Annotated in this window: 23 protein-coding genes and 1 tRNA gene; 9 read left to right on the plus strand and 15 right to left on the minus strand. The window is 67.3% G+C overall.

From position 1 onward, the window contains the following. Positions 1 to 117: 117 nt before the first annotated feature. The 8 genes from fabF to RTX79_RS08945 all read right to left on the minus strand — a co-directional run bounded on the left by fabF (position 118) and on the right by RTX79_RS08945 (position 6,634). Positions 118 to 1,380: a beta-ketoacyl-ACP synthase II gene (gene fabF / locus RTX79_RS08910; RefSeq protein ID WP_312683268.1), complete on the minus strand. Its 1,263-nt coding sequence runs from the start codon at positions 1,378 to 1,380 to the stop codon at positions 118 to 120. Positions 1,381 to 1,544: 164 nt separating this feature from the next. Further along, positions 1,545 to 1,784, minus strand: coding sequence for an acyl carrier protein (gene acpP, locus RTX79_RS08915; protein ID WP_057506950.1), 240 nt, complete (start codon positions 1,782 to 1,784; stop codon positions 1,545 to 1,547). 150 nt (positions 1,785 to 1,934) lie between these two features. Next, a complete protein-coding gene (fabG, locus tag RTX79_RS08920; RefSeq protein ID WP_057506951.1) occupies positions 1,935 to 2,678 on the minus strand; it encodes a 3-oxoacyl-ACP reductase FabG in 744 nt (247 codons plus the stop codon). Positions 2,679 to 2,760: 82 nt separating this feature from the next. Then, the gene (gene fabD / locus RTX79_RS08925) at positions 2,761 to 3,705 is read right to left on the minus strand and encodes an ACP S-malonyltransferase (protein ID WP_123700599.1); all 945 of its coding nucleotides are present in this window, start codon (positions 3,703 to 3,705) and stop codon (positions 2,761 to 2,763) included. Between the two features lie 166 nt (positions 3,706 to 3,871). Then, positions 3,872 to 4,654 (minus strand): serine/threonine protein phosphatase, encoded by a 783-nt coding sequence (locus tag RTX79_RS08930; protein ID WP_123700548.1) that lies wholly within the window; start codon positions 4,652 to 4,654, stop codon positions 3,872 to 3,874. A gap of 72 nt (positions 4,655 to 4,726) precedes the next feature. Beyond that, positions 4,727 to 5,704: a beta-ketoacyl-ACP synthase III gene (locus RTX79_RS08935; RefSeq protein ID WP_312683271.1), complete on the minus strand. Its 978-nt coding sequence runs from the start codon at positions 5,702 to 5,704 to the stop codon at positions 4,727 to 4,729. Positions 5,705 to 5,793: 89 nt separating this feature from the next. Continuing rightward, on the minus strand, positions 5,794 to 5,988 hold the full coding sequence (rpmF, locus tag RTX79_RS08940; RefSeq protein WP_042613380.1) for a 50S ribosomal protein L32: 195 nt from the start codon (positions 5,986 to 5,988) through the stop codon (positions 5,794 to 5,796). Between the two features lie 136 nt (positions 5,989 to 6,124). Then, on the minus strand, positions 6,125 to 6,634 hold the full coding sequence (locus RTX79_RS08945) for a YceD family protein (protein ID WP_042613379.1): 510 nt from the start codon (positions 6,632 to 6,634) through the stop codon (positions 6,125 to 6,127). A gap of 114 nt (positions 6,635 to 6,748) precedes the next feature. On the opposite strand from RTX79_RS08945, the gene RTX79_RS08950 reads away from it, so the two are divergent. Continuing rightward, a complete protein-coding gene (locus RTX79_RS08950) occupies positions 6,749 to 7,321 on the plus strand; it encodes a Maf family protein (protein ID WP_312683272.1) in 573 nt (190 codons plus the stop codon). A gap of 111 nt (positions 7,322 to 7,432) precedes the next feature. Here the strand turns inward: RTX79_RS08950 and RTX79_RS08955 are convergent, their stop codons facing one another. Beyond that, positions 7,433 to 9,274 (minus strand): ArnT family glycosyltransferase, encoded by a 1,842-nt coding sequence (locus tag RTX79_RS08955; protein ID WP_312683273.1) that lies wholly within the window; start codon positions 9,272 to 9,274, stop codon positions 7,433 to 7,435. A 40-nt stretch (positions 9,275 to 9,314) separates the two neighbouring features. On the opposite strand from RTX79_RS08955, the gene RTX79_RS08960 reads away from it, so the two are divergent. From RTX79_RS08960 to RTX79_RS08975, 4 genes are read left to right on the plus strand one after another with little or no spacing between them, the layout of a single operon-like run. Then, positions 9,315 to 10,268, plus strand: a complete 954-nt coding sequence (locus RTX79_RS08960; protein ID WP_057506956.1) for an AAA family ATPase — start codon at positions 9,315 to 9,317, stop codon at positions 10,266 to 10,268. Between the two features lie 8 nt (positions 10,269 to 10,276). Next, positions 10,277 to 11,221: a DUF58 domain-containing protein gene (locus RTX79_RS08965; protein ID WP_312683274.1), complete on the plus strand. Its 945-nt coding sequence runs from the start codon at positions 10,277 to 10,279 to the stop codon at positions 11,219 to 11,221. Then, entirely contained in the window at positions 11,214 to 13,160 is a 1,947-nt protein-coding gene (locus RTX79_RS08970; RefSeq protein WP_312683275.1) for a DUF3488 and transglutaminase-like domain-containing protein, read from the plus strand. Before RTX79_RS08965 ends, RTX79_RS08970 begins: the two co-directional genes overlap by 8 nt. Then, on the plus strand, positions 13,157 to 13,684 hold the full coding sequence (locus tag RTX79_RS08975; RefSeq protein ID WP_057506959.1) for a Slp family lipoprotein: 528 nt from the start codon (positions 13,157 to 13,159) through the stop codon (positions 13,682 to 13,684). Before RTX79_RS08970 ends, RTX79_RS08975 begins: the two co-directional genes overlap by 4 nt. Positions 13,685 to 13,766: 82 nt before the next feature. On the opposite strand, the gene RTX79_RS08980 is transcribed toward RTX79_RS08975, so the two are convergent. The 4 genes from RTX79_RS08980 to dnaX are packed head-to-tail and all read right to left on the minus strand — an operon-like array spanning position 13,767 to position 17,119. After that, complete coding sequence (locus RTX79_RS08980) at positions 13,767 to 14,126, minus strand: histidine triad nucleotide-binding protein (protein WP_312683276.1); 360 nt, start codon at positions 14,124 to 14,126, stop codon at positions 13,767 to 13,769. 49 nt (positions 14,127 to 14,175) lie between these two features. Beyond that, positions 14,176 to 14,775 carry a recombination mediator RecR gene (gene recR / locus RTX79_RS08985; protein ID WP_312683277.1) on the minus strand — a complete coding sequence of 200 codons (600 nt, stop codon included), beginning with the start codon at positions 14,773 to 14,775 and terminating at the stop codon, positions 14,176 to 14,178. A 43-nt stretch (positions 14,776 to 14,818) separates the two neighbouring features. Then, positions 14,819 to 15,139 carry a YbaB/EbfC family nucleoid-associated protein gene (locus RTX79_RS08990; protein WP_057506961.1) on the minus strand — a complete coding sequence of 107 codons (321 nt, stop codon included), beginning with the start codon at positions 15,137 to 15,139 and terminating at the stop codon, positions 14,819 to 14,821. Positions 15,140 to 15,145: 6 nt separating this feature from the next. Then, the gene (gene dnaX, locus RTX79_RS08995) at positions 15,146 to 17,119 is read right to left on the minus strand and encodes a DNA polymerase III subunit gamma/tau (protein ID WP_312683278.1); all 1,974 of its coding nucleotides are present in this window, start codon (positions 17,117 to 17,119) and stop codon (positions 15,146 to 15,148) included. A gap of 144 nt (positions 17,120 to 17,263) precedes the next feature. Between dnaX and RTX79_RS09000 the strand changes: the two genes are divergently transcribed. After that, a tRNA-Ser gene (locus RTX79_RS09000) sits at positions 17,264 to 17,356 on the plus strand. Positions 17,357 to 17,903: 547 nt separating this feature from the next. Here RTX79_RS09000 and RTX79_RS09005 read toward each other — a convergent pair. Continuing rightward, positions 17,904 to 18,281, minus strand: coding sequence for a hypothetical protein (locus RTX79_RS09005; RefSeq protein WP_309687673.1), 378 nt, complete (start codon positions 18,279 to 18,281; stop codon positions 17,904 to 17,906). Between the two features lie 130 nt (positions 18,282 to 18,411). On the opposite strand from RTX79_RS09005, the gene RTX79_RS09010 reads away from it, so the two are divergent. From RTX79_RS09010 to RTX79_RS09020, 3 genes are all read left to right on the plus strand, one after another. Continuing rightward, positions 18,412 to 18,954, plus strand: a complete 543-nt coding sequence (locus RTX79_RS09010; protein ID WP_312683420.1) for a DUF1543 domain-containing protein — start codon at positions 18,412 to 18,414, stop codon at positions 18,952 to 18,954. 86 nt (positions 18,955 to 19,040) lie between these two features. Further along, positions 19,041 to 19,637: an NAD(P)H-dependent oxidoreductase gene (locus RTX79_RS09015; RefSeq protein ID WP_312683282.1), complete on the plus strand. Its 597-nt coding sequence runs from the start codon at positions 19,041 to 19,043 to the stop codon at positions 19,635 to 19,637. A gap of 4 nt (positions 19,638 to 19,641) precedes the next feature. Continuing rightward, the gene (locus RTX79_RS09020; RefSeq protein ID WP_312683284.1) at positions 19,642 to 20,250 is read left to right on the plus strand and encodes a TetR/AcrR family transcriptional regulator; all 609 of its coding nucleotides are present in this window, start codon (positions 19,642 to 19,644) and stop codon (positions 20,248 to 20,250) included. 25 nt (positions 20,251 to 20,275) lie between these two features. Here RTX79_RS09020 and RTX79_RS09025 read toward each other — a convergent pair whose 3' ends face one another. Further along, positions 20,276 to 20,593, minus strand: a complete 318-nt coding sequence (locus RTX79_RS09025; protein ID WP_312683286.1) for a DMT family transporter — start codon at positions 20,591 to 20,593, stop codon at positions 20,276 to 20,278. Between the last annotated feature and the right edge of the window lie 100 nt (positions 20,594 to 20,693).

Consider the following 20,693-nt stretch of genomic DNA (forward strand, 5'->3'; position numbering starts at 1 on the left):
TGTCGGGCGCGGGGTGACGGGTGACGGTAGCGCCGAGCCATGCTCGGCGGCTGTTGCGGTCACGCGTGCCGCTGCGCTCGCCGAGCATGGCTCGGCGCTACCAGAGCTGGACAAACCTCAGACGCGCTTGAACACCAGCGTGCCGTTGGTGCCGCCGAAGCCGAAGCCGTTGGACATCACCACGTCCACCTTGGCCTGGCGTGCTTCGTTGGGCACGTAGTCCAGGTCGCAGCCTTCGCCCGGCTGCTGCAGGTTGATGGTCGGCGGAATCACGCCGTCCTGCAGCGCCAGCACCGAGAAGATCGCTTCCACGCCGCCAGCGGCGCCCAGCAGGTGGCCGGTCATCGACTTGGTGGAGCTGACCAGCATCTTGTACGCGTGATCGCCGAAGGCGGTCTTCATCGCCATGGTTTCGCCCAGATCGCCCAGCGGCGTGGAGGTGCCGTGCGCGTTGAGGTACCCGACCTCGTCCGGGTTGACGCCGGCGTCCTTCATCGCCGCGACCATGCAGCGTGCAGCGCCTTCGCCGCTCTCTGCCGGTGCGGTCATGTGGTACGCATCGGAACTGGCGCCGAAGCCGGCCAGCTCGCAGTAGATCTTCGCGCCGCGCGCCTTGGCGTGTTCGTACTCTTCCAGGATCAGGATGCCGGCACCGTCGCCCAGCACGAAGCCGTCGCGGTCCTTGTCCCACGGACGCGAGGCTGCGGTCGGGTCGTCGTTGCGGGTGGACATCGCCTTCATCGCGCAGAAGCCGCCCAGCGCGGTCGGCGAGGAGCCACGTTCGGCGCCACCGGCGACCATCACGTCGGCATCGCCGTACTGGATCATGCGCATCGCCGTACCGATGGAATGGTTGGACGTCGCGCACGCGGACACCGCCGAGAACGACGGACCCTTCAGCCCGGCGATGATGCTCAGCTGGCCCGGCAGCATGTTGATGATGGTCTTGGGCACGTAGAACGGCGAGATCTTCTTCCCTTCGTGGAAGTCGATGGTCTGTTCTTCGATGCCCAGCAGGCCGCCGATGCCGGCGCCGACGATGGCGCCAATGCGCTCGGCATTGCCTTCGTTGATCTCAAGACCCGAATCGGCCAGCGCCATGAAGGACGCGCCCAGGCCGTAATGGATGAAGGGGTCCATCTTCTTGGCGTCCTTGCCGGACACACGGTACTTGCCGAACAGGGGGTTGTCGGCGGTGATGTCGAAATCCTTGACCTCACCTGCAATCTTGGTGGTGAAACGGTCCAGGTAGGCGTCGGCAACGTTGGTCAGCGGACCGATGCCCGAACGGCCTGCGGTGATGCCCTGCCAACTGCTGGCAAGGTCATTGCCCAGAGGCGAAACCATGCCCATGCCGGTAACGACGACGCGACGCTTCATTGCTCTCTCCTGACCCGAAAGTAGTGCGGGTATGACACGGGGTGGAACGTAATTGGATCCGCGCCCGTATGCAGCAGCGCAAATACACAGGGCCGCATTCGCGGCCCCATGGGATGCCGTGCGCGGTTACGGTCGAGCCGCCGCCGCGCACCAGCCGCCTTGCATCAGGCCTTGGTGTGCGACTTGATGTAGTCGATCGCCGCCTGCACGGTGGTGATCTTCTCGGCTTCTTCGTCCGGGATTTCGCACTCGAACTCTTCTTCCAGCGCCATCACCAGCTCGACGGTGTCCAGCGAGTCTGCGCCCAGGTCATCGACGAACGATGCGCTGGTGGTGACTTCTTCTTCCTTGACGCCAAGCTGTTCGACGACGATTTTCTTGACGCGTTCTTCGATGGTGCTCATGGGGTATTGCTCCAGATGGAGTAGTGGTTCAAAAAGACGCCATCGCAGACGATGGCCGTGGGATAGTGTAGTGGAAACCGGCGGCGCCTTGCATGCAAGCAAAACGCCATCCAGATCAACCACTTGCGGCGCGCTCCGTGCGCCCCGTGCTTACGGCATGTACATCCCGCCGTTCACATGGAGTGTCTCTCCGGTGATGTAGTTGGCTGCCGGGCCGGCCAGGAAGGCCACCGCATGGGCGATATCCTCCGGCGAACCCAGGCGTTCCAGGGCGATGCTGTTGACCAGCGCGGCACGCGCTTCGTCGGTCAACGCCTTGGTCATGTCGGTGTCGATGAAGCCGGGCGCCACCACGTTCACGGTGACCCCGCGCGAGCCGATTTCCTTGGCCAGCGACTTGGAGAAACCGATGATGCCGGCCTTGGCGGCGGCGTAGTTTGCCTGGCCGGCGTTGCCGGTCACCCCCACCACCGAAGCGATGTTGATGATGCGGCCCTTGCGCGCCTTCATCATGCCGCGCATGACCGCCTTGCTGGTGCGGAACACGCTGGTCAGGTTGGTGTCGATGATCGACGCCCAGTCCTCGTCCTTCATGCGCATCAGCAGGTTGTCGCGGGTGATGCCAGCGTTGTTGACCAGGATGCTGATCGCGCCGAATTCCTTGGCGATGTCAGCCAGCACGGTTTCCAGTGCGGCGGCATCGGTGACGTTCAGCGCGCGGCCGTGGCCGCCCTGCGCGGCCAGGCGCTCGCCGATGGCGGCGGCACCGGAATCGGTGGTGGCCGTGCCGATGACCGTGGCGCCCTGGGCGGCCAGCAGGTCGGCGATGGCGGCACCGATACCGCGGCTTGCGCCGGTGACCAGTGCGATTTCACCCTGCAGGGGCTTGCTCATGATGCTGTCCTCGAATGGTGCGGTCGCCCGCGCGCGGCGCCATGCCGGGGGGGCACGACGCAGGCGGGCAACGGGAAGGGGGTCAGGCCGACCATGCCTCGCGGGCGGCTTCGACATCGCCCGGGGTGGCCAGCGAACGGCCGTCGATGGTCTTGTCGATGCGCTTGACCAGACCGGTCAGCACCTTGCCCGGGCCGCATTCGGCGATACGGGTGATGCCACGCGCGGCCAGCGCCTGCACGCAGCCGGTCCACTGCACCGGCTGGTACAGCTGCTGCACCAGCGCGGCGGCGATGGCGTCCACGCCGTCGTGCACCTGGGCATCGACGTTCTGCACCACCGGCAGCTGCGGCGCCTGCCAGGACAGGCCGGCCATGGTTTCGGCCAGGCGGTTGGCGGCTTCGCGCATCAACGGGGTGTGCGAAGGCACGCTGACGGCCAGCTTCACCGCCTTGCGCACGCCCTTTTCAGCGAGCAGCGCCAGCGCGCGATCCACCGCGGCGGCGTCGCCACCGATGACGATCTGGCCGGGCGAGTTGTAGTTGGCGGGCACCAGCACCTGGCTGCCGGCCGCTTCCTTGCACACCTCCAGCACCAGTGCGTCTTCGGCGCCGAGCACGGCGGCCATCGCGCCCACGCCCGCCGGTGCGGCGTCCTGCATGAACTGGCCACGCAGGCGCACCAGGTGCGCACCGTCGTGCAGGCTCAGGGCGCCGGCAGCGACCAGCGCGGAGTATTCGCCCAGGCTGTGGCCGGACAGCAGCGACGGTTGCGCGCCGCCCAGTGCCTTCCAGGTACGCCACACGCCGATGCTGGCGGCCAGCAGGGCCGGCTGGGTGTATTCGGTGCGGTTGAGCATTTCTTCCGGGCCGCCCTGGGACAGTGCCCACAGGTCGACGCCGGCACCATCGGATGCTTCCGTGAAGGCTTCACGCACCTGCGGGTGCAGCTCGGCCAGCTCGGCCAGCATGCCCACGGACTGCGAGCCCTGGCCGGGGAAAACGAAAGCAAGAGTGGAATCAGTCACGCGGTCATCCGCCTGGTTTGAATCGAAGCGGGCCATGATAAAGGCGATTGCCGCCTGCCGTCTGTACGTGCGCGTATGCAGGCAAGGTGGTAGTGACGGCCGCTGGACGTCAACCCAGTACCCGCCCGGTGCGGGAATGACGGCCAGCGGCCGTCACTACCCGGTGTCAGGTCAGCAGTTCCAGCAGGTCCAGCTGGCCATCGGCGAACCAGTCCACGCACACCACCAGCACCATCAGCACGCCCAGCGTGGTGGCGCCATGCACGATCAGGATGGCGTGGGCCAGCGCGCGTGCCGAACGGCCCATGCCCATGCTGGCCTTGGCCAAGCGCTGCAGCCGCCCGGTCACCGCGTGCGCGTGCTCGCGCACCGGCGCCTGCGCACCGTCCATCGCTTCGGCCATCATCGCCTGCAGCTGCTGCGGGCGATCGGCGTAGTACTTGGCCACGCCATAGCCGAACATCAGCCAGTCGCGCGCCTGCGCCTGGTCCAGGTCCATCACTTCCAGCGGGTCTTCTTCGAAATCGATGAAGCCTACGTTCTGCCCGTCCCAGGTCAGGTTGCGCGGCAGCGGCTGGCCGAAATACGCGCCACGCGCATGCGCGGCGGCCATCGCCTGCATGGCGGCGGACACCAGCACGTCGCGGCCGGCATCGTCGGCCTCGCGCAGGCAGGTATTGAAGGAACTGCCGTTGTCGCCCAGCACCAGCGCGGCATGGCCGCTGCCCAGGACCGTTGGCACGTTCACGCCCTGCGCCTGCAGCTCGCCCAGCCGGCGCGCTTCGGTCTGGCGGGCGGCATCGCCCCCGCGGTGCGGTGGCGGGCGCAGCGCATCCAGCTGGAAGCGGCGGGCGACGAAATTCAGCAGGCCCAGCGCGACCGCGCGGCTGCCTTCGCCGTATTGCTTCAACCAGGCCCGTTGCCCTTCAAGGGTAATCGGTTCAACCATGGGGATCCTCCATAACGCAGTACGGCCCCGAAGGGCCGTAACGACGTTTTAACGATGTCGTAACTGGCGCTATCAATAGCGCAGCAGTGCCGAACCCCACGTGAAGCCGCCACCGAAGGCCTCCAGCAACAGCAGCTGGCCGCGTTCCACCCGGCCCGAGCGCACCGCGTGGTCCAGCGCCAGCGGCACCGAAGCCGAGGAGGTATTGCCGTGCTTGTCCACCGTCACCACCACCTGGTCCATGGACATGTCCAGGCGCTTGGCAGTGGCTTCGATGATGCGCAGGTTGGCCTGGTGCGGGATCAACCAGTCCAGGTCGGCCTTGCTCAGCGCATTGGCTTCCAGGGTCTCGTCGACCACCGAATCCAGCGCCTTGACCGCGTACTTGAACACGTCGTTGCCCTTCATCAGGATCGCGCCGCGTGCCTGCTCGCCTTCGCCGAAGCCGGCCGAAACGCCGACCGGGTTCCACAGCAGTTCTTTCTTGCTGCCGTCCGAATGCAGGTGGGTGCTGAGGATGCCGGTCTCTTCGTCGGCCTTCAGCACCACCGCACCGGCACCATCGCCGAACAGCACGCAGGTGGTGCGGTCGTTCCAGTCGACGATACGGGTGAGGGTTTCCGCGCCGATGACCAGCACATGGCGTGCATCACCGGAACGAATGAATTTATCGGCCACGCCCAGCGCGAACACGAAGCCGGAACAGGCCGCGTTGACGTCGAAGGCAGGGCAACCGGTCGCACCGAGCTTGGCCTGGATCAGGCACGCGGTGGACGGGAAAATCAGATCGGGCGTGGTGGTACCGACCACGATCATGTCCAGCTGGCTGGCATCGATGCCGGCCGCCTCCAGCGCTTTCACCGCGGCGTGGTAGCCGAGGTCGCTGGTGGTTTCTTCTGCGGCGGCGATATGCCGCTCTTTGATGCCGGTGCGCGTAACGATCCACTCGTCCGACGTCTCGACCATTTTTTCCAGGTCGGCGTTGGTCAGCACTTTTTCCGGCAAATAGCTACCGGTGCCCGCGATCCTCGAGTAGATCCGCTTGCTCATCGACATTCCTGTTGCGCGGGCGGCCGTTGCCGGTGCCCGGGGGGATACGGCAAAGGCCGCTGCCTGGACGGCAGCGGCCTTCACTCACATCAATCTTCTTCGACGGAAGAAGTCTTGGTCTGGATGACCTTCTTGCCGCGGTAGAAACCATCGGCAGTGATGTGGTGACGCAGGTGCACTTCGCCCGTGGTCGGGTCGGTCGACAGCTGCTTTGCGCTCAGGGCGTCATGCGCACGGCGCATACCGCGGCGGGACGGGGTGACACGGGATTTCTGCACAGCCATGGGATTGCTCCAAACTCGGTTCGATGTTCTTCGTCGTTTCGTCGCACAGGACGCCAGCGCCCAGCACACTTTTCGCTTTCGCCGCAGCCGCCGACGATACCCGGCTGCATATTCGCTCGGTCGAGCCAGCCCGACCTTACTTTTTCTTCAACGCTGCCAACGCCGCGAACGGGTTGACCTTGTCGGTTTCTTCTTTGGTCGGGGCCCATTCCTGGTCCACCGCCTCGCCATCGGGCGAAAGGGGAACCACCGGGACCGCCAACACAAGTTCGTCTTCGACCAGCTCCAGCGGCACAAGCTGGCCATCCTCGGGCACCAGCAGGGCCTCGAAGTCTTCCGGAAGGGACGATTCCTCGTCTTCCTCACGGATCAGGCCGATCTTCTGCACCAGTTTTACCGGCAGCAGGAAACGCTGCAGGCTGCGCTGACAGATCAGCGGCAGCTCGGTATCGATGGTCAATTCCACATAGGATACCCGCAGGATGTCGTCGTGCGAGAATTCCAGTGCATACGTGCACTGGCCTTCAGCATCGGCAACAAGCCCTTGCAGGCGGGTGAATTGAGCCAGATCGACCTGGCCGTCGAAGCGCCTTCGCGCTGCGACCATCCGCCAAGCATCCAGCGTTTCGGGCACGTTCGCGGACATAAGCCGCTGAATGTTAAGGACCGTCGCGACCGCTGTCAATTACCTGCGGCTTCAGGCTTGTGGCGGGCCTCCGCCACGGGCCAGACTGGGCGGCCCAGAGCCCTGATTCTACGCATGAATAACCTGTTGCTGGCCTCTACCTCACCCTACCGCCGCGACCTGCTGCAGCGGCTGCGCCTGCCCTTCGACTGCGCACGCCCGCAGGTGGACGAAACGCCGCTGCCCGGCGAGGTGCCGGCCGCGCTGGCGGTGCGCCTGGCGGCCGCCAAGGCCGCCGAGGTCGCCCGGCGGCATCCGGGCGCCTGGGTGATCGGGTCGGACCAGGTGGCCGACCTGGACGGCCAGCCTCTGGGCAAACCCGGCACCGCTGAGGCCGCGCGGGCCCAGCTGGCCGGGATGTCGGGGGCGGCGGTGCAGTTCCACACGGCCATCTGTCTCATGCGCGACGGAGAACGGCTGGAAGCACTGGATACCACCACGGTGCGCTTCCGGGTGTTGAATGAGGCGGAGATTGCCCGCTACGTGGAGGCCGAACAGCCGCTGGACTGCGCCGGCAGCTTCAAGTGCGAGGGGCTGGGCATCGCCCTGTTCGAGGCCATCGACAACCGCGACCCTACCGCCCTGGTCGGCCTGCCGTTGATCGCGCTGTGCGCGCTGCTGCGCCAGGCGGGCATCGCAGTGCCGTAGTGACGACCGCTGGTCGTCAGAGGGCCTTTCCCGGCGCCTGACAGCGTGACGACCAACGGTCGTCACCCACCCCCACCTTGGTGGTCACCCACCCACACCACCCAGGGTTCCTCATCGCGCCGGCACCACGAACGGCTGCTCCTGCCACTGCTCCACGCTGCCATCGTGGCCATGCAGGCGCAGGCCCAGCCAGTGCCGCCCCGGCGCCAGCGCGCGGGTATCCAGGCGCGCGTCGAAGCCCACGTTGGGATGCTGCGGATCGGTAGACTGCGGCCACGCCGAACGGATGTCGAAGTTGCGTCCATACACCGCATCGGTCACCGGCCGCCCGTCCAGCAGCACTTCCACGCGTGACAGCCCCACCCCATCCTTGAACGCCCAGCCCTTCACGTGCAGGTCCGCCGCGACGATCTCACCGGATGACGGCGCATCGAACCAGGCCATCGCCGGGGTGATGCAGGGGCCTTCGTCGCGCTGCGCCGGCAAGCGGAACAGCAGGAAGCGCTGGAAGCCGTGGTCGTTGCTGACCACCCGCGGCGGCGGCAGCGGGCCGACCTGCCCGCAGATGGCGCGATAGCGGTCCAGCAGCTCGCGGTAACGCTGGTCACTGGGCGACAGCACCAGCAGCATCGGCCCCTCCCGCTTGCCGTCATGCAGCTGCCCCCACAGGCCCAGCTGCACGCTGCGACCATGCTTGTCGTTGAGCGGATGCGGCAGCACCGCGATATCCGCATCGCCCAGCTGGAAGCCCAGCTCCGCGCCGACCTTGAAGTTGCCGGCCAACACCTTGGTGCCCGGCGGCATCTGCTGCAGTTCTTCGCGCACGGCATCGGCCAGCGGCTGCCAACCGGCGAAATTGCGCGGGTAATACTTGTAGCCGGCCAGTTGCTCACGCAGCTGCGGCGTGGACGCCATCAGGTAGTAACTGAAGGCCAATGCCAGCCCCGCGCCCGCCATCCACCATGCGGTGCGGCGCAGCCAGCGCGGCCAGCCATTGAGCACCACCGGCACGGCCACCAGCAGCGCCAGGTAGCCCGGCAACGGCCAATGGAAACTGATGCGTTCCACGTCGGTGAAGAAGCCGAGCACGAAGATCGCCAGCGTGGACACGCCGCCGACCAGCCCGAAGTAACGCCACTGTGCGCGCGCACCGCCCCCGGCCCGCGTGCCGGCCACGGCCACTTTCCACATCGCCACGCACAGCAACGGGGTGACCAGCATCGGCTGGATCACCAGGAACCACAGCCCGGTCCATTGGAAATCCCACGGATGGCGATCGACCACCTGGAATTTAAGCCCGGCCTCGTGGTTGTCCGCATTCCATGCCAGCAACGGCAGCCACGCCAGCACGCCCACCGCCAACGCCACCCAGATGCGCGGATCGCGCAGCATGCGGCGGCCCTGCGGCAGCAGCAGCAGCGCGATGAAACCCACCGCGATCACGCCGATGAAACGGTAATGGCTGAGCGCACCGATCAGCAGGCCCAGCGCCAATCGCATCGCGGCCGCGGCATCGACGGTGCGCAGCAGCCGCGCACCGGCGCCCAGGCACAGCACAGCGGCCATCGCCATCGGCACGTCCGGCACCGCCAGCATGCCCAGCGTGGCCGACAGCGGCATCAGCAGGGTCAGGCTGCCGGCCTGCCAGCCCGCCACGTTGCCGAACCAGCGCGTGGCGATGCGCGATACCGCCCACGGCAGCCACGCACCGATGGCCAGGAACGGCAGGCGCAAGGCCAGCACATGGTGTCCGCCGATCTCCACGCCCAGCCGTGCCAGCCACGCGGTGAGTCCCGGCAGGTCGGAGTAGGCGGCGGCCAGGTGCTGGCCTTCCTGCCAATAGAACGCTTCGTCGACGAACAACGGCAGGCGCGCGGCCACGACCAGCTTCACTGCCGTGATCAGTGTCCATAGCCACAGAAATATCGTGCGTGCGCGTTGTTCGCCCTGCATTGCTCTATAGAATCGAAGGAAGACCTAGCCAGAGACGACGATGGATTCTTCGCCCCCCGTGTCCCGCATGCTAACCGATGAACTGCGCCAAGCCCTGCTTGATGCGCAACAACAGGTCAACGCCCTGGTGCTGGGCAAGGCCCATGAGGTGCGGTTGGCCTTCGTCGCCCTGCTGTCCGGCGGGCATCTGCTGATCGAAGATCTACCCGGCCTGGGCAAGACCACGCTCGCCCACGCGCTGGCCTCCAGCCTGGGGCTGGGCTTCCAGCGCGTGCAGTTCACGTCCGACCTGCTGCCGGCCGACGTGCTCGGTGTGTCCATCCTGGATCCGGGCAGTCGCGAGTTCGCCTTCCATCCCGGCCCGGTGTTCACCCACGTGCTGCTGGCCGATGAAATCAACCGCGCCCCGCCCCGCACGCAGAGCGCGCTGCTGGAAGCGATGGCCGAACAGCAGGTCACCCTGGATGGCCAGACCCACGCCCTGCCCGATCCGTTCTTCGTGATCGCCACGCAGAACCCGGTGGACCTGTCAGGCACCTTCCCGCTGCCGGATTCGCAGCTGGACCGGTTCCTGCTGCGGCTGGCGATGGGCTATCCCAACGTGGAAGCCGAACGCGAGCTGCTGCGTGGCGTAGACCGTCGCGACCTGATCGCGCGGGCCACCCCGAAGCTGGACGACCACCAGGTGCGCGCACTGCGCGAGGCCGTGCTGCAGGTGCATGCCAGCGACGCGCTGATCGATTACGTGCAGGCCCTGCTGACCCGCAGCCGGCAGCACGCCGGCGTACGCGTCGGCCTGTCACCGCGTGCCGGGCTGGCGCTGCTGCGTGCGGCGAAGGCCCATGCGCTGCTGCTGGGCCGCGCGCATGTCATTCCCGAAGACGTGCAGACCTTGTTCATCGGCGTGGCCGGGCACCGCCTGGTCGGCGAAGCCGAGTCGTCGGCCGGCGCCGCGCTGGCACGCGCGATCCTGCAGACGGTGCCGGTGGATTGAACGCGCCCGTGCCTACGCGCCGGCAGTGGCTGATCAACCTGGCGCGCCCGCGCCAGCCGGAAACCCTGCCGCAACGGCTGGACCGCCGCCGCATCTACGTGCTGCCCACGCGGTTCGGGCTGTTCGTGGCCGCGGTGCTGGCGGCGATGCTGCTGGGCGCGCTGAACTACAACAACAACCCGGCGCTGCTGCTGGCGCTGCTGCTGGCCGGCGCCGCGGCGGCCAGTGCGATCAGCGCCCACCTGACCCTGTCCGGCCTGAGCCTGGATGCCATCGCCGCCGAACCGGTGGCGGCCGGCCAGCCGCTGCGCGTGCGCGTTGCGCTTTCCCAGCGCGAACAGCGCGGCCGCCCGGGCCTGCAGCTGGACCACGGCGATGCACGCAGCTGGACCGCAGTGCCCGCCGGCGGCCGCGTGGAAGCCGAACTGGAGCTGCCCACTGCACAGCGCGGATGGCTGGACCTGGAGCGCATCCGCCTGTCCACCACCCAGCCGCTGGGACTGGTGCGCGCGTGGTCGTGGTTCTGGCCCGACCAACCGCTGCTGGTGTATCCGCACCCTGAAAAGCAGGGCCCCGGACTGCCCGAACAAGGCAGTGACCCGCTGCACAGCCGGATGGATGCGGCCGGCGAAGAACTGCATCAACTGCGCCCCTATCGCGCAGGCGACCCCCGCCGCAGCATCGCCTGGAAGCACTCCGCACGGCGCGACACGCTGCTGGTGCGCGAGTATGAAAAGCCGGCCGGCATCGAAGTGATGCTGGACTGGCGCCAGCTGCACGGACTGGGCACCGAACAACGCATCGCCCGGCTTGCGCGCTGGGTGGACCTGGCCGAACGCGAGGGCCGCCGCTATACGTTGAAACTGCCGGGCCAGCCGGCCATCGGGCCTGCACAGGGCGCTTCGCACCACCACCTCTGTCTGCGCGCCCTGGCGCTGCTGCCGCATGACTGACCCTGCCCCCTCCCTGCTGGACCGCCATGCACGTGGCTGGGCCCTGGCCAGCACCGCGCTGGCCCTGCTGCCGTTGCTGCTGCAGCTGCCCAGCGTGCTGGCTGCCACCATCGCCGGCGTCGCGCTGCTGACCGCCGTGGTGTCGCGCCGTGGCCTGCTGCCGGTGACCGTGCGGCTGTTGCTGGTGCTGGCGATGCTGGCACTGATCTACGTGCAGATGGGCATCCGCCCCGGCCGTGATACCGGCTGTGCGCTGCTGGCGGCGATGCTGGCGATCAAGTCCAGCGAACTGCATACCCTGCGCGATGCGCGCAGCCTGCTCGGCTTTGCCCTGTTCGCCCCGTTCGCCGCCTTCCTGCTCGACCAGGGGCCATTGACCACCCTGCTGGCCACCCTGGCCGGTGCCTGCGCACTGCTGTCGCTGCAGCGGCTGGCGCAGGTGGAAGGCCAGTCACCGACCCCTGCGCTGCGTGTGCAGGTGCAGGGCGTGCTGCGCCTGCTGCTGATCGGCCTGCCGTTGGCGATGGCCACCTTCTGGCTGTTCCCGCGCCTGTCGCAGCCGCTGTGGGGCCTGCCGGACCGCGCGGTCAGCCGGCCCGGCCTGTCCGACAGCATGGAACCCGGCCAGTGGCTGGACCTGATGGCCGACGACACCCCGGCCCTGCGCGCGCAGTTCCACGGACCGGTGCCCGCGGCAGAACAGCGCTACTGGCGCGGCCCGGTGATGACCCACTTCGATGGCCGCAGCTGGATCCGCGACCGCCGCAACGAAGAGCGCGCGCCGGTTCCGGTGCAGGCCGGTGCGCAGCGCTGGAACTACACCATCGACTACGAACCCACCGACCGCCGCCAGCTGGTCGCGCTGGACCTGCCGGGCAGCGCACCGGCGGGCGCGCGACTGACCGCCGATTACAGCCTGGTCAGCGATCGCCCACTGGCGTCGCTGAGCCGCTGGACGCTGCAGTCGGCGCCGCCGCAGGTGTTCGCCGCGTCCTTGTCGCCCTGGCAGCGCCAACTGTCTTTGCAGTTGCCGAAAGGCTTCAACCCGCGCACCGCCGCGCTGGCCCGCCAGTGGCGCGCCGAAGCAGGCAACGACGATGCCGCGCTGGTGCGCCGCAGCCTGGACTGGATCCGCGCCGAGTTCGCCTATTCGCTGGACACCGAACTGCCCGGCCGCAACGCCGTGGACGAATTCCTGTTCGATCAGAAGATCGGTTTTTGTGAACACTTCAGCTCTGCGTTCGTAGTGCTGATGCGCAACGCCGGGGTGCCCGCGCGGGTGGTCACCGGCTTTGCCGGCGGCGTGCGCAACCCGATCGGCGACTACTGGGTGGTGCGGCGCATGGATGCCCATGCCTGGGCCGAAGTGTGGCTTCCCGGACGCGGCTGGGTGCGCGTGGACCCCACCGCCGCCGTAGCGCCCGAACGCATCTACGACACCCTGGAAGACCGCCTGGGCGCCGAAGCGGGCGGCATGCAGGGGGCCTGGCTGCAGACCGGGCAGGCGATGGACTGGCTGCGCAGGGGCTGGAACGAGATGGTGCTGTCCTTCGACGCCACCCGCCAGCAGCAGCTGCTGCGGCCGCTGGGCATGCCCGACCTGTCGCCGGCACAGCTGATTTCCAGCCTGGTGGTGATTGCGCTGCTGGCGCTGGGGGCGATGGCCTGGGTGCTGGCCCGCGGCGAACGCGAGCGCGACCCGCTGCTGCGCGCCTGGCATCGACTGGGCCGCCGCTATGCGAAACAGGGCCTGGCACGCGAACCGTCGGAGCCTGCCATGGAATGGGCACGCCGCGTTGACGCCCGGCGGAGCGATCCTGCGTTGCTGGCACTCAGCCAGCGTTTCGTCCACGCGCGCTACGCTGGCACTCATGTCGACCACGCTTCATTATTGGCCGACCTGCGCAGGCATCGTCCGTCTTCCGGAGCCACACCATGAACATCAAGATTCTGCTTCCCCTGGCTGCCTCTCTGGCGCTGGCGGCCTGCGCGACGGCACCGAAGCCGCTGCAGGGCCAGTTCGCCGCCGTGACCCCGCGCGATACCGTGGCGACCCAGCAGGTGGGCGCGCCGGTGCGCTGGGGTGGCCGCATCATCGAAACGCTGCCGGGCCAGGGCCAGACCTGCTTCCAGCTGCTTTCGCGCCCGCTCAACGCCAGTGGCCGCCCGACCACCAGTTCCACCGATGCCAGTGACGGCCGCTTCGTTGCCTGCCGCGCCGGCTTCTACGATCCGGCGGTATTCGAAGAAGGCCGCGATGTGACCTTCATCGGCCGCGTGGACGGCTACGAGAACGTCAAGATCGGCGAGTACGATTACCGCCTGCCCAAGCTCGCCGCCGATGTGATCTATCTGTGGCCGGAACAGCGCCAGGTCGATGTGGTGCCCTACCCGTACGGTCCGTGGGGCCCGGGTCCGGGACCATGGGGCCCGTGGGGCTACGGCCGTTACGGCTGGTGGTGACCGCTGTTTGAGCTGTACTGAAAAAGCCGCCTTCGGGCGGCTTTTTCATTGCACACGGAAAGAGCAGAAGCGATCGCGCGGGTTACTGGCCGGGCGCGCCGAAGTGGCCCAGCGGGGCGCCGGCCAGCAGGTGCAGGTGGATGTGGAACACGGTCTGCCCGGCGTGCTCGCGGCAGTTCATGACGATGCGGTAACCGTCTTCGGCCAGCCCCTGCTCACGCGCGTACTGCGCAGCGGCCAAGGCCAGTTTGCCGATCAGGTGCGCCTGCCCTGGCGTGACATCGTCCAGGGTGGGAATGACCTCGTTCCTCGGAATGAACAGCACGTGCACCGGCGCCTGCGGCGCGATGTCCTTGAAGCCCAGGACCTCCTCGTCTTCGTAAACGATGGTGGCCGGGATTTCGCGGCGGATGATCTTGCTGAAGAGCGTTTCACTGGTCATGGGTATCGCCTCTGTTGGTAAGTGCCGCGCGCGGGCGGCACGCCTTCACTCATTCCCGTACTTCGCTGCGCGTACCGAAGGCATGCGACAGCGTGCCACGATCGACGAACTCCAGCTCGCCGCCCAGCGGCAGGCCCTGCGCGAGACGGCTCGGCCGCACCTGCCGCGCACGCGCGAGCTGGGCAAGGTAATGCGCGGTGGCTTCGCCTTCGACCGTGGCACTGGTGGCGATGATCATCTCGGTGATCTCGCCGGCATCGAGCCGCTGGCCGAGCAGCTCCAGACCCAGTTCGCGCGGGCCGATGCCATCCAGCGGCGACAGCCGGCCCTGCAGCACGAAGTACACGCCACGGAAGCCGGTTGCATTCTCGATGGCCAGGCGATCCGCGGGGGATTCCACCACGCACAACTGGCTGCGCTCGCGGCTGTTGTTGGCACAGGTCGCGCACAGCTCGCTTTCACTGAAATCGCGGCACTGCGCGCAATGGCCGATGCGCTCCATCGCCTGCGCAAGCAGCGAAGACAGCTTCTGGCCGCCCTCGCGCTCGCGTTCCAGCAGGTGGTAAGCCATGCGCTGGGCGGTCTTCTGGCCCACGCCGGGCAACACGCGCAACGCGTCGATCAACTGGTCAAGCAGGGGTGCGGACATCATTCGGCTCGGGTAGAGCCGGGCCATGCCCGGCTGCGCTGCATCAGAACGGCAGTTTCATGCCCGGGGGCAGCTGCATGCCGGCCGTGGCCGAACCCATCTTCGTCTTCGACTCGGCATCGATCTTGTTGGACGCATCATTGAAGGCTGCGGCCACCAGGTCTTCCAGCATTTCCTGGTCGCCCAGCAGCGACGGATCCAGGCGTACCTTGCGGCACTCCTTGGCACCGGTGAGGGTGACGCTGACCATGCCGCCGCCGGCACTGCCGGTGACTTCAAGCTTGGCGATTTCTTCCTGGGCCTTCTGCAGGTTCTCCTGCATCTTCTGGGCCTGCTGCATCATCTGGGCGATATTGCCGCGCATGGTTCTTTACTCTTCAAAGGGACGGATGGAATCGGACACGAGCCGCGCGCCGTGCTGTTGGATCAGCACCTGCACTTCCGGATCGGCCATGAAAAACGCCTCGGCCGCCTGCTGGCGTTCACCACGCTGACGGTCCGATCGCTGGTGCAGGGTCTCGGCCGGCGCCTGCGTGGCATCGACCACGATCTTCGGCGGCGAACCCAGCGCCTTGCCCAGCATTTCCGACAGCGCGCCCAGCGCGCGTTCGGAACTCAGGTACTCAAATCCGGGCGACAGCCCCAGTTTCAAGACCCCGTGCTGGAAACTGATGAACGCCGCGTTGGCCGCAAGCTGGCGCGACGGCCCGCTCAGGCCGCTGGCTGCGACCAGTTCCAGCCAGTCTTCGGCGCAGGCCAGCGCCACCGACGCACCACCCGGGGCAGCTGCTTCGGCCCCCTTGGCGGTGGGCGCGATATCGATGCCTTCGGCGCGGAACGGCTTCGGCGGTGCCACCACCGCAACGGCGGGTGCAGCGCGCGGTACCGGTTCGGCAGGCGGCTGCCACGGCGCCAGCATGGCCGCATCCGGACCGGCCAGTTCGGCCGCCAGTGCGTCGTCGCGCTGGTCGCTGTCATCGGCCGCCTCGATCTCCCACGGCGGCAGATCCGGCTCGTTGGACGCCGGCGGTGGATCTTTCACCGGTGCCGGCGGCGCCGGCTCGGGATCTTCCACCGGCGTGGTGTCCGGCAGCGGACCGGGCTTGGGCGCTGCGGCCTGCACGCTGGCTTCGGCAACAGGCGCCGGTGCGGCAGCCCCTGCGGCGGCGATGCCGGTCGAACCCGCCGAGCCGCTGGCCGATCCTGTCGAGCTCCCCGACTGCACGCCTTCGCCCCCCTCCGGCGCACGCGGTACCGGCGGCACGGCGGCGGCCGGACGGAACGCCAGCATGCGCAGCACGGCCATTTCAAAACCGGCGCGCGGGCTCGGCGCCAGCGGCAGGTCGCGGCGGCCGTTGAGGGCCATCTGGTACCAGAGCTGCACCACTTCCGGACGCACCCGCGCCGCAAAGCCGCCCAGGTCCAGGCCATCGGCGGCAATGGCGCCCGGCACCAGCTGCTGCACCTGGATCCGGTGCAGGGCATCGGCCAGCGCTTCCAGCACGCCGCTCCAGTCCGGCGAGAACTCCGCCAGCGCGGCCACCACCTTCAGCAGGCGCTGGCCATCGCCTTCGGCCAGCGCGTCGAGCATGGCCGCCACCTGGGTACGATCCACCGTGCCCAGCATGGTGCGCACCACGTCCTCGCGCAGCGCACCGCCGGCGTAGGCGATGGCCTGGTCGAGCAAGGACAGCCCGTCGCGCAGGCTGCCATCGGCGGCCTTGGACAGCTGCACGATGGCACTGTCGTCGGCTTCGATTTCTTCCGCCGCCAGGATCCGGGTCATCTGCCCCTGGATCTGGTCTTCGTCCAGACGCTTCAGGTTGAACTGCAGGCAGCGGCTGAGCACGGTCACCGGCAGTTTTTGTGGATCGGTGGTGGCGAGCAGGAATTTGACGTGCTCCGGCGGCTCTTCCAGCGTCTTCAGCAGCGCATTGAACGCCGCCTTGGACAGCATGTGCACTTCGTCGATCAGGTAGACCTTGTACTTGCCGCGCGAGGGCATGTACTGCGCGTTTTCGATCACTTCGCGGACATCGTCCACGCCGGTGTTGGACGCCGCATCGATTTCCAGCAGGTCGATGTAGCGGCCGGAATCGATGTCCAGGCAGGCCGGACACTGACCGCAGGGATCAGCACTGGTGCCCTGTTCGCAGTTCAGCGATTTGGCGAAAATACGCGCGATGGTGGTCTTGCCCACCCCGCGGGTACCGGTAAACAGGAAAGCGTGATGCACGCGACCGCTGTCCAGCGCATTGGTAAGCGCGCGGACCACGTGTTCCTGGCCCACCAGCTCGGCAAAACGCTTTGGACGCCACTTGCGGGCAAGGACGAGATAGGACATCAGGCCACCGTCTTCATCAGGACGACCATTGTGCCACGCCTGTCCAGCCCCCTACGTCGGCAACTGCAGGGCCTTGTGTCCTGCCGCGCAGCCAGCTAGAATCTGCGGCCCCTGCAACGGCATTGTCGTTCCGCGGGGGAATCCGGAGAGGTGTCCGAGCGGTTGAAGGAGCACGCCTGGAAAGTGTGTAAGCGTCTAAACCGCGCTTCGGGGGTTCGAATCCCCCTCTCTCCGCCAGACAAATAAAAAGGGCTGCCCGATGGGCGGCCCTTTTTATTTGCCTGGCGGGGAGAGCGGCAGATGAGAAGCCACGGGGTTCGACGGATCTGCAGGAGCAGATCCGGACAGCCGAAGGCTGGCCCCGAAGCGCAGCGTAGGGGCTGGGTGCAGGGATGCACCCAGCAATCCCCTCTCTCCGCCAGACAAATGAAAAGGGCTGCCCATCGGGCGGCCCTTTTTATTTGCCTGGTGGGGAGGGCGGCAGATGAGAACCCCCGTGGTTCGACGGATCTGCAGGAGCAGATCCGGACAGCCGCAGGCTGGCCCCGAAGCGCAGCGTAGGGGCTGGGTGCAGGGATGCACCCAGCAATCCCCTCTCTCCGCCAGACAAATGAAAAGGGCTGCCCATCGGGCGGCCCTTTTTATTTGCCTGGTGGGGAGGGCGGCAGATGAGAACCCCCGTGGTTCGACGGATCTGCAGGAGCAGATCCGGACAGCCGCAGGCTGGCCCCGAAGCGCAGCGTAGAGGCTGGGTGCAGGGATGCACCCAGCAATCCCGCGGCCCTCAATCCCCCGACGCGTACAACAGCGCGATGTCCCGATGGTGCGACTGGCATTGCGGCCCCTCCTGCTTGACCACCGCTCGCTTGGCTTCGACCACCACCACGCAGCCGTTGGCGAAGCGGTAGGAACGCTCGCCCGACGCGGTCGCCTCCTCGCGCGGCACCTCGTCCATCGGGCGCTCCGGCGCCGGGGCCGCTGTGTCGGCTGGATGCCCGCCATCGGCCGCCACGGGTGCAGGGTCCGCTGCAACGGGAGCCGCAGGCGCCGGCGCCTGTGCCGTGCATGCGGTCATCAGGCACAGCGCCGCTGCCGACCCGACGATGTGCAGCAGGTGGGTCGGCGCACGGCGCTGCAGGGCGGTATCGGGTGAAAACAGCATCGGCAGTCCTCGCGTAATGGGTGATCACCCGACACTACCTGCGCGTGCATTGGCATCCTGCGAACAACGCGTTGTGCCCTGCCATACCGGCCTTGCTACGCTGGCCAGCCGTTCCCCCTCCGTGTACCGCATGCCCTCTAACCCGCCGTCCAGCCCAAGGCTCTACCAGTTCTACGTCGGCGGCACCGCAGGCCGCGCCAACATCGAACTGCACGACGTGCAATTCGCTGCCGTGCGGCGCGTGCAGGACGCCTACCCTGCCCTGCGCGAAGCCTGGTTCGGCGACCCCGGCAGCCTGCACCTGGACGGCTACAGCGTCATCGACTGGGCCGACGGCTTCGACGTGCATCTCGCGCCCGGGCCCGACCCGTCCGGACTCACGCTGTTCTTCGTCAATATGGGCGGCTATCGCGAGGACAGCCTGGCCGAGTTGCATGCGTTCGGGCTGTTCGTGGCAGCCGATGCCGCAGGCGCCAAGGCGAAGGCACGGCGCAGCCTGCTGCAGGGCGCGCGGCAACTGCACAAGGATGATCTGCGCGAGGTCGACAACTGCCTGGCCCTCGGCGCATTCGGCGAGCTGCACGTGCATCTGCGGCCCAACGGATCCGGCAAGCCGCCGCGCCCGGAATGGCAGGGCTACCGGCCTATTGCGCGCAAAACCGGGACCGGATGAGGTGGCAGCGTTCCACCAGAAGGGCTGTCGCGGCATTGATAACTACTTATAGTAAGTTACTTAAAGTAACCAACTGAAGGCTATCCATGCACACGCTCATCGTGGTTCCCCACGCCAATCCTGACGCTCTCACCCACGCCATTGCCAAGCGGGTGGCAGAGGGCATCATGCACGCCGATCCCAGCGCCAGCGTCGAGATCGCAGACCTGTCCGCGGAACGCTTCGACCCGGTGTTCAACACGGCCGACATCGCCCATTTCGAAAAGCGCGCCGCCGCCCCCGATGACGTGGCCAGGGAACATGAGCGGCTAGACCGCGCCGATACGCTGGTGCTGGTATACCCCCTTTACTGGTGGTCGTTCCCCGCGCTGCTGAAAGGTTGGATCGACCGTGTTTTCACCAACGGCTGGGCCTACGACGAGAGCCCCGACGGAAAGGTGTTGAAGAAACTGCAGCGCCTGCGGGTACACCTGGTCGCCAATGGCGGCGCCGACGCAGGGATGATCGAACGCCACGGTTACGCCAAGGCCATGACGACCCAGATCGACCACGGCATTTTCGACTACTGTGGTGCGACGGTTGCCGGTTCTACGCGCCTGCTCGCATCGGATCCCGGCTTCCCGGCCGCGCACCTGGACACCGCTTTTGCGATTGGACGCCGCATCGCCACCCCCGAGGACTGAGTCGTTGTCAAAGCACCCTGCCGCCACCACGCCGAGTGCGCGCCGTCGCCTGCCGCGCGAACAACGCACACGCCAACTGCTTGACGTGGCGTGGGCGCTGATCAGCGAAGAAGGCACCGACCAACTGACCTTGGCGCGGCTGGCCGAGGCGGCGGGTGTCACCAAGCCGGTCGCCTACGATCACTTCGGCACCCGCAATGGCCTGCTGGCCGCGCTGTACGAAGATTACGACGCGAGGCAGACGGTGGTGTTCGATGCCGCCGTCGATGCGGCGCGCGCCACCCTGCCGGAAAAAGCGCGCGTGGTTGCCACCAGCTACGTCGAGTGCGTGCTGACCCAGGGACAGGAGATCTCCGCGGTCGTCGCCGCGCTGGGCGGCTCACCGGAACTGCAGGCGGTGAGGCGCCGCTACCAGCAGGCGTTCATCGAAAAATGCCAGCGCATTCTTGCTCCCTTCGCAGGCCCGGGAGGGGTTACGGCTGCCGGCATGTGGGCGGTGCTCGGCGCTGCCGATACGTTGTCGCAGGCCGCAGCCGATGCCGATATCAGCAAGGCGCAGGCCTGCGACGAACTGCTGCAGACCCTGCTTGCGGTGGTGAAGCGGAGCGCGTGACGCCCCGCCATCACCTTGTCGCGCATCAACTGCTGGACAGCTTCATCAGCACCAGTCCACACACGATCAGCACGGCCGCGCCGATGCGCATCGCACTGACCTGCTCGCCCAGGAACACGATGCCCGCCACGAATGCACCGACCGCGCCGATGCCGGTCCAGATGGTATACGCCGTGCCAAGCGGCAGGCTGCGCATGGCCACGGCCAGCAGCCAGAAGCTGGCAATCATGCCGACCAGCGTGATGAGCGTGGGGGTGAGCTTGCTGAAGCCCTCGGACTGTTTCATCGAAACGGCCCAGACAATTTCCAGCAGGCCGGCGAACAGAAGGTAGATCCAGGCCATGGCGGCCTCCTTTGCAGGGGCCAGGCCGTCCTGGACATTTCAACCCGGTATGGGGGAGGCCGTTCCTCCGGGGTGGATTCTAGCAACAGCAGGATCACCG

Source organism: Stenotrophomonas chelatiphaga (assembly GCF_032054965.1).
Taxonomy (GTDB): Bacteria; Pseudomonadota; Gammaproteobacteria; order Xanthomonadales; family Xanthomonadaceae; genus Stenotrophomonas; species Stenotrophomonas chelatiphaga.

Coding starts and splice junctions, on each gene's coding strand:
- RTX79_RS09025 (WP_312683286.1), bottom strand. CDS start 20,593: ATGGCCTGGATCTACCTTCTGTTCGCCGGCCTGCTGGAAATTGTCTGG.
- RTX79_RS08980 (WP_312683276.1), bottom strand. CDS start 14,126: ATGACCAGTGAAACGCTCTTCAGCAAGATCATCCGCCGCGAAATCCCG.
- rpmF (WP_042613380.1), bottom strand. CDS start 5,988: ATGGCTGTGCAGAAATCCCGTGTCACCCCGTCCCGCCGCGGTATGCGC.
- fabF (WP_312683268.1), bottom strand. CDS start 1,380: ATGAAGCGTCGCGTCGTCGTTACCGGCATGGGCATGGTTTCGCCTCTG.
- RTX79_RS08975 (WP_057506959.1), top strand. CDS start 13,157: ATGAACATCAAGATTCTGCTTCCCCTGGCTGCCTCTCTGGCGCTGGCG.
- RTX79_RS08970 (WP_312683275.1), top strand. CDS start 11,214: ATGACTGACCCTGCCCCCTCCCTGCTGGACCGCCATGCACGTGGCTGG.
- RTX79_RS08950 (WP_312683272.1), top strand. CDS start 6,749: ATGAATAACCTGTTGCTGGCCTCTACCTCACCCTACCGCCGCGACCTG.
- RTX79_RS09005 (WP_309687673.1), bottom strand. CDS start 18,281: ATGCTGTTTTCACCCGATACCGCCCTGCAGCGCCGTGCGCCGACCCAC.
- RTX79_RS08945 (WP_042613379.1), bottom strand. CDS start 6,634: ATGTCCGCGAACGTGCCCGAAACGCTGGATGCTTGGCGGATGGTCGCA.
- RTX79_RS08960 (WP_057506956.1), top strand. CDS start 9,315: ATGGATTCTTCGCCCCCCGTGTCCCGCATGCTAACCGATGAACTGCGC.
- RTX79_RS08930 (WP_123700548.1), bottom strand. CDS start 4,654: ATGGTTGAACCGATTACCCTTGAAGGGCAACGGGCCTGGTTGAAGCAA.
- dnaX (WP_312683278.1), bottom strand. CDS start 17,119: ATGTCCTATCTCGTCCTTGCCCGCAAGTGGCGTCCAAAGCGTTTTGCC.
- RTX79_RS08990 (WP_057506961.1), bottom strand. CDS start 15,139: ATGCGCGGCAATATCGCCCAGATGATGCAGCAGGCCCAGAAGATGCAG.
- recR (WP_312683277.1), bottom strand. CDS start 14,775: ATGTCCGCACCCCTGCTTGACCAGTTGATCGACGCGTTGCGCGTGTTG.
- RTX79_RS09015 (WP_312683282.1), top strand. CDS start 19,041: ATGCACACGCTCATCGTGGTTCCCCACGCCAATCCTGACGCTCTCACC.
- fabG (WP_057506951.1), bottom strand. CDS start 2,678: ATGAGCAAGCCCCTGCAGGGTGAAATCGCACTGGTCACCGGCGCAAGC.
- RTX79_RS08955 (WP_312683273.1), bottom strand. CDS start 9,274: ATGCAGGGCGAACAACGCGCACGCACGATATTTCTGTGGCTATGGACA.
- RTX79_RS08935 (WP_312683271.1), bottom strand. CDS start 5,704: ATGAGCAAGCGGATCTACTCGAGGATCGCGGGCACCGGTAGCTATTTG.
- RTX79_RS09010 (WP_312683420.1), top strand. CDS start 18,412: ATGCCCTCTAACCCGCCGTCCAGCCCAAGGCTCTACCAGTTCTACGTC.
- acpP (WP_057506950.1), bottom strand. CDS start 1,784: ATGAGCACCATCGAAGAACGCGTCAAGAAAATCGTCGTCGAACAGCTT.